This window comes from Azospirillum sp. (genome assembly GCF_050789165.1).
The window spans coordinates 93,830-100,055 of the sequence record NZ_JBOZRT010000028.1 but is presented as its reverse complement, the minus strand read 5'-3'; the positions used below and the strand labels follow the sequence as shown (position 1 = coordinate 100,055).

The 6,226-nt window shown below is 70.2% G+C and carries 6 protein-coding genes and 1 tRNA gene; 2 read left to right on the top strand and 5 right to left on the bottom strand.

Annotated elements, in window-relative coordinates; genetic code table 11:
- Positions 1–77 precede the first annotated feature (77 nt).
- Complete coding sequence (locus tag ACRWK7_RS05490; RefSeq protein WP_431855189.1) at positions 78–1,166, bottom strand: ABC transporter substrate-binding protein; 1,089 nt, start codon at positions 1,164–1,166, stop codon at positions 78–80.
- A gap of 189 nt (positions 1,167–1,355) precedes the next feature.
- Between ACRWK7_RS05490 and ACRWK7_RS05485 the strand changes: the two genes are divergently transcribed.
- Positions 1,356–2,270, top strand: a complete 915-nt coding sequence (locus ACRWK7_RS05485; protein WP_431855188.1) for a LysR family transcriptional regulator — start codon at positions 1,356–1,358, stop codon at positions 2,268–2,270.
- Here ACRWK7_RS05485 and ACRWK7_RS05480 read toward each other — a convergent pair.
- Positions 2,230–3,462, bottom strand: a complete 1,233-nt coding sequence (locus ACRWK7_RS05480) for an MFS transporter (protein WP_431855187.1) — start codon at positions 3,460–3,462, stop codon at positions 2,230–2,232. The genes ACRWK7_RS05485 and ACRWK7_RS05480 overlap by 41 nt on opposite strands.
- 122 nt (positions 3,463–3,584) lie before the next feature.
- Between ACRWK7_RS05480 and ACRWK7_RS05475 the strand changes: the two genes are divergently transcribed.
- On the top strand, positions 3,585–4,472 hold the full coding sequence (locus ACRWK7_RS05475) for a LysR family transcriptional regulator (protein WP_431855186.1): 888 nt from the start codon (positions 3,585–3,587) through the stop codon (positions 4,470–4,472).
- Between the two features lie 87 nt (positions 4,473–4,559).
- Here the strand turns inward: ACRWK7_RS05475 and ACRWK7_RS05470 are convergent.
- From ACRWK7_RS05470 to ACRWK7_RS05460, 3 genes are all read right to left on the bottom strand, one after another.
- A tRNA-Met gene (locus ACRWK7_RS05470) sits at positions 4,560–4,634 on the bottom strand.
- Positions 4,635–4,707: 73 nt separating this feature from the next.
- The gene (mnmA, locus tag ACRWK7_RS05465; protein WP_431855185.1) at positions 4,708–5,829 is read right to left on the bottom strand and encodes a tRNA 2-thiouridine(34) synthase MnmA; all 1,122 of its coding nucleotides are present in this window, start codon (positions 5,827–5,829) and stop codon (positions 4,708–4,710) included.
- 56 nt (positions 5,830–5,885) lie between these two features.
- A complete protein-coding gene (locus tag ACRWK7_RS05460) occupies positions 5,886–6,218 on the bottom strand; it encodes a ferredoxin family 2Fe-2S iron-sulfur cluster binding protein (protein WP_431855184.1) in 333 nt (110 codons plus the stop codon).
- Positions 6,219–6,226: the final 8 nt, after the last annotated feature.

Below are 6,226 nucleotides of genomic sequence, written 5' to 3'. Positions count from 1 at the left end.
GCCCCGCGGCCTTTCGGGAAAGCCGTTGCCCCCACCCAACCCTCCCCCAGCGGGGCTGGGGGAGGGCTCGAGGAACGTTACCCGACGATCATCTCGGTCCACTTCTGGTTCAGCCAGTCCGACTTGGTCTGGTAGAGGTCGTAGCGCGGGATGATCGGCGGAAGATCCGACGAGACCGACGCGAACTCCTTGTCGGTCAGGTCGGTGGCGGCGCGGTCGATGGTCGGCGCGGTGCCGACCTTGCGCGACAGCAGCGCCTGGATCGACGGCTGGCACATGTAGTCGACGAAGACGTGCGCGAGATCGCCCGCCTTGGACGCCTTGGTCACCGCCCAGCTGCCGGAATCGGTGATGCCGCCCTCCTTGGGGAAGGTGGAGCGCACCGGGTGGCCGTCCGCCGCGGCGAGGCCGGTGACGTCGTGGTAGTACTGGCCCATCGGGATCTCGCCGGACTTCAGCGCCGCCTCGAACTGCGCCTCGTCGCGGTACCAGAGCTTCACGTTCTTCTTCAGCTCCGCCAGCTTCTTGAAGCAGTCGAGCTGGCCCTGCTCGGTGTCCAGGTGCTTGGTGCCGCCGAAGAAGGTCGCCGCCGTCACCTCCAGCAGGAACGAGTTGCTGACCAGCGCCAGCAGGCCCAGCTTGTCCTTGTTGGCGGGATCCCACAGCGCCGCCCAGCTGTCGGGCGCCTGCGGGTAGGCCTTGGTGTTGGTGACCAGCGTGATGTACCAGGACACCGCGCCGACGCCGGCCACCCGGCCGTCCGGGTACTTGTTGATCAGGTGCGGCTTCACCTTGGCGGCGTTCGGCAGCCGGCCCATGTCGAAGGGCGCCCACAGGTCGGCCGCCATGCCCTTGAGGATCGCCACCTGCGACATCATCGAGACGTCGGCCGGCGCCTGCCGGGCGCGCGCAGCCTGCTCCAGCTGCACCAGCCACGCCTCGCCGGTCGGCTCGGCCACCGACTCCACGGCGATGCCCGTCGCCTTGGTGAAGTCGGGAAAGATGTGCTTGTCGAAGGAATCCTTGAAGTAGCCGCCGTACACGCCGACCTTCAGCGACTTCGCCTGGGCCCGGACGATGCCGGGAAAGCCGACCGTCGCCGCCGCCGCCAGGGCGCCGGCCCCCGCCAGCACCGTGCGCCGCCCCACACCCGCGCTGTTCCTCATCGCTCTTCTCCCTCTCCCGAATTGGCCGGCATGGTTCGTCGCGCAAACCGTATGCCCACCCGTGAATTAGAAGACGCTTTGGCGCGCGCAAAAATACCGAAATTCGGTATTTTGCTTCGACGTCTGTCGAAGTAAGGCCTATGACTGCCCCCGCCGGGGGCCCGGGACCGCGCGAGGGGGAGCGTGACCATGAGCCGGATGCAGCTGGAAACCGTCGATCTGCGCCTTCTGCGCATGTTCATGACCATCGTCGAGGCCGGCGGCTTTACTGCGGCGCAGGGCGAACTGAACCTCTCGCTGTCCACCATCTCCACCCATTTCGCCGACCTGGAGGGGCGCCTGGGCGTGCGGCTGTGCCGGCGCGGGCGTTCGGGCTTCCAGCTCACCGCCGAGGGGCAGGCGGTGTACGACGAGCTGCGCCGGGTGTTCGACACGCTGGAGCGATTCGGCGCGCGGGTGCGCGGCCTGCGCGACCGGATGACCGGGACGCTCAGCATCGGGCTGGTGGACAACACGCTGACCGACCCGCAGGCGCCGCTGGAGCGCGTCTTCGCCCGCTTCTCCGACGCGGCGCCCGAGGTGTCGCTGACCATCAACACCCGTCCGCCCAACGAGCTGCTGCGCGACGTCATCGCCGGCCAGCTGCACCTCGCCGTCGCCAGCTTCCCGCGCATCGTGCCCGGCCTGTCGTACCAGGACCTGTACCAGGAGACGAACCACTTCTACGTCGGCCGGGGCCACCCGCTGTTCGCCGTTCCCGATACCGCCATCGACCTGGACGAGGTGCGCCGGCACTGGCTGGTGGCGCGCAGCTACTGGGGCTCGCGCGACCTGAAGATCTTCGCCATCAGCGCGCCGCACGCCACCGTCAGCGACATGGAGGGGGCGGCGCGGCTGATCCTGTCCGGGCGCTACCTCGGCTACCTGCCGGACCATTACGCCGCGCCCTTCGTGCAGGCCGGCCGGATGCGCGCGCTGCTGCCGCGGCAGCTGTCCTACCAGGCGCCGTTCCAGGTCGCCTTCCACGCCGACCGCACCCGCAGCCCGGCCGTGGAGCTGTTCATCACCGTGGTGAAGGAGGAGTTGGCGCGGCCGACACCGTGACGGCGAGGGCCGCGAGCGCCACCACGAGGGGGGCGAACGAGACCTGGAGGACCGTATCCCACCCGTAGGCGGTCAGCAGGCCCCCGGACGCGAAGGAGCCCAAGGCCATGGTCCCGAACACGAGGAAGTCGTTGAGCGACTGCACCCGCGTCCGCTCCTCGGGCCGGTGGCACTCCAGCACGAGGGCCGACGCGCCCAGGAAGCCGAAGTTCCAGCCCACGCCCAGCAGGGTCAGGCTGAGCCAGAAATGCGCCACGTCCACCCCCGCCAGACCGACCGCGGCGGCGGCGGCGATCAGGCCCAGCCCGGCGGCCACCATGCGGCGGGCGCCGAAGCGCGTGATCAGCCGCCCGGTGAAGAAGCTCGGGGCGTACATCGCGATCACGTGCCACTGCAGGCCGAGGTTGGACGCCTCCTGCGACAGGCCGCACAGCCGCATCGCCAGCGGAGCGGCCGTCATGATGAAGTTCATGAGCAGGTAGGACACGATCCCGCAGATCACCGCGGTGAGGAAGCGGGGCTGGCGCGCGACGATGCCGATCGCGCGGCCGCCGGCCAGCTCCGCCGCCGTCGGCATCGGCAGCCGGACGCCGAGCAGGACGAGGGCGGACACGGCGGACACCGCGGCTTGCGCCAGGTAGGTGGCCGCGAACAGGTGGGGCGGCCACAGGCCCATCGTGTGGGTGACGAGCTGCGGGCCGATGACCCCGGCGAACACCCCGCCCGCCATCACGGCGGACATGGCGCGCGCCCGCCGCTCAAGGGGTGCGCAATCGGCGGCGGCGAAGCGGAACGAGAGGACCACCGCGGCGTAGGCCCCTCCGAAGATCATCGCCGCGCAGAACAGCCAGAACGCCCCCAGCACGACGCCCAGGGCGGACAGCAGGCCGACGAGGACGCCGCATGCCGTCCCCGCCAGGAACGCGGCGCGGCGCCCGTGGCGCCGGGCGATGGCCCCGGCCGGCAGGGTGCACGCCGCCATCCCCACGACGAAGATGGAGATCGGCAGGGTCGCCAGCGCCGGGCTGGGTGCCAGCGTGTTGCCGACGATGGCACCCGTCGCGTACACGACCACCGCGTTCGCGCCGGCGAGCGCCTGCGCGACGGCCAGCCGCAGGACATTGCCCAGCTCATGCGCGTACGGGGTGGCGGGCGCGAGTCCGGTCGTGGTGCCGGCTTCGGCTTGGGACATGGGGATCCTCGGCGGTGCGGTCGTCCGGGTGGTGCCGACGGGCGCGGTTGATCCAGGATTAGCGGGCATCCATCATGAACGGAAATGGTTTGTTCTCATGCATGAATGAGCGGGAGTCATGGATGCTTGACCGCCAGCTTCTTGCGATCCTGCGGGAGGTAGAGCGCCTGGGCAGCGTCACCGCCGCCGCCAGCCGGCTGAACGTCAGCCAGTCGGCGCTGAGCCACACCGTCCGCAAGTTCGAGGAGCGCGCCGGCATCGAGATCTGGATGAAGAAGGGGCGCAGCCTCCGCTTCACCCAGGCCGGAGAGCATCTGCTGGCGCTGGCCCAGCGCGTGCTGCCGCAGATCGAGCACGCCGAGCGGGTCCTGGCCGACTTCGCCTCGGGCCGGCGCGGCGCCTTGCGGGTGGGGATGGAATGCCACCCCTGCCAGAAATGGCTGATGCGGATGACGGCCGCCTACCTCGCGCGGTGGCCGGACGTGGATTTCGACGTCCGCACCGCCTTCCGCTTCGACGGTGTCGCCGCGCTGCTGGACAACGAGATCGACCTCCTGATCACCCCCGATCCGATCGAGTCGTCCGAGATTCTCTTCACGCCGGTCTTCGACTACGACCTCGTCCTGGTGGTGCATGAGTCGCATCCGCTGGCCACGCGGGATGTGGCGCTGCCGGATGACCTGCGTGGCGAAGAGCTGATCACCGTTCCCGTCAGCCTTGAGCGGCTCGATGTCTACACCCGCTTCCTCGTGCCGGCCCATTGCCGGCCGCGTCGCCACAGGACGGCGGAGACGACCGATCTGACGCTGCAACTCGTCGCCGCCGGCCGCGGAGTCACCGTCCTGCCGGATTGGCTCGTGCGAGAGGAAGGCACGGACCTGCCCATCCGCACGGTGCGCCTGGGGCCTGACGGGATCGGCAAGAGCATCCACCTGGGCATCCGCCGCGGCGAGGAAGCGGTGGACTACATGGCGGGCTTCCTGGCGCTGGCGCGGGAAACCGGACGGTAGGACGGAGCGTGCCGGCCGGGCGCCGCGACGCCGCCCCACGGGCAAACAAAAACCCGCTGATTTCGCGAGGAAATCAGCGGGTTGATTTGGTAGCAGCGGAGGGATTTGAACCCCCGACCAAGGGATTATGATTCCCCTGCTCTACCACTGAGCTACGCTGCCGTCGGGCCCGGTCGTTTCCGGCCGGGGCCGCTTACATAGGCGATCATTTTCGAGGTGTCAACACCCTGTTTCGTCAGGCTTCGGCACCCGCGATCCAACCGCCGCCGAGCACCCGGTCGCCGCGGTAGACCACGCAGGCCTGCCCCGGCGCAACGCCGTACTGCGGCTCGGCCAGCGTCACCACCGCGCCGCCGCCGTCGGCCAGCCGCAGCGTCGCCGCCGCGGGCGGCTGGGCGGAGCGCAGCTTGACCTCCACCGCCAGCTCCTCGCCCGGCGCCAGGTCGGGGCCAAGCCAGTTCACCTCGCGCACCTGCACCCGCGCGCGCGCCAGCCGGCGCCGCGGGCCGACCACGACGCGGTGGGCCGGCGCGTCGAGTCGGACGACGAACAGCGGCTCGTCCTCGCCCTTGATGCCGCCGATCCCCAGGCCCTTCCGCTGGCCCACCGTGTAGTGGACGATGCCCTCGTGCCGGCCGAGCACGCGGCCATCGACGTGCACGATCTCGCCCGGCTCGATGGCGCCGGGGCGCAGCTTCGCCACCACGTCGGCGTAGGAGCCGTCGGGGACGAAGCAGATGTCCTGGCTGTCCGGCTTCGCCGCCACCTCCAGGCCGTAGCGTTCGGCGAGGTCGCGGGTCTCCGGCTTGGTCAGGCCGCCCAGCGGGAAGCGCAGGAAGTCCAGCTGCTCCTGCGTGGTGGCGAACAGGAAATAGCTCTGGTCGCGCGCCGGATCGACGGCGCGGTGCAGCTCGGCCCCGCGCTCGCCGCCCAGGCGGCGCACGTAGTGGCCGGTCGCCAGCGCCTCGGCGCCGAGGTCGCGGGCGGTGTTCAGCAGGTCGCGGAACTTGACGCGCTGGTTGCAGCGCACGCAGGGAATCGGTGTCTCGCCGCGCAGGTAGCTGTCGGCGAAGTCGTCGATCACGTCCTGGCCGAAACGGCTCTCGTAGTCGAGCACGTAGTGCGGGATGCCGATGCGGTCGGCGACCTGGCGGGCGTCGTAGATGTCCTGCCCGGCGCAGCAGGCGCCCGGCTTCTGCACCGCCAGCCCGTGGTCGTAGAGCTGCAGCGTGACGCCGACCACGTCGTAGCCCTCTTCGCGCAGCAGCGCGGCGGTGACCGACGAATCGACGCCGCCGGACATCGCGACGACGACGCGGGTGTCCTTGGCGGGCTTGGAAAAACCGAGGGAGTTCATGGCGCCCTATATGGGCCGGCGGCGCATTTGGACAACCGCGCCGCCGGAGTCGGCCGTCAGCCCTTCATCGCGTTGCGCGTGCCGCCGGGCAGGCGCACGGTCAGGCCGTCCAGCTCCTCGGTGATGATGATCTGGCAGCCCAGGCGCGAGGTCTTGGTCAGGCCGAAGGCGAGGTCCAGCATGTCCTCCTCGTCCTCGCTCGCCTCGTTCAGCACGTCGAACCATTCCGGCTCGACGACGACGTGGCAGGTCGAGCAGGCCAGCGAGCCCTCGCAGGCGCCCTCCAGGTCCAGGCCGTGCTTGTGCGCGACCTCCAGCACGGACAGGCCGAGCGGCGCGTCCACCTCCTTGCGGGTGCCATCGGGCTGGATGAAGGTCATCTTCGGCATGGAACGGG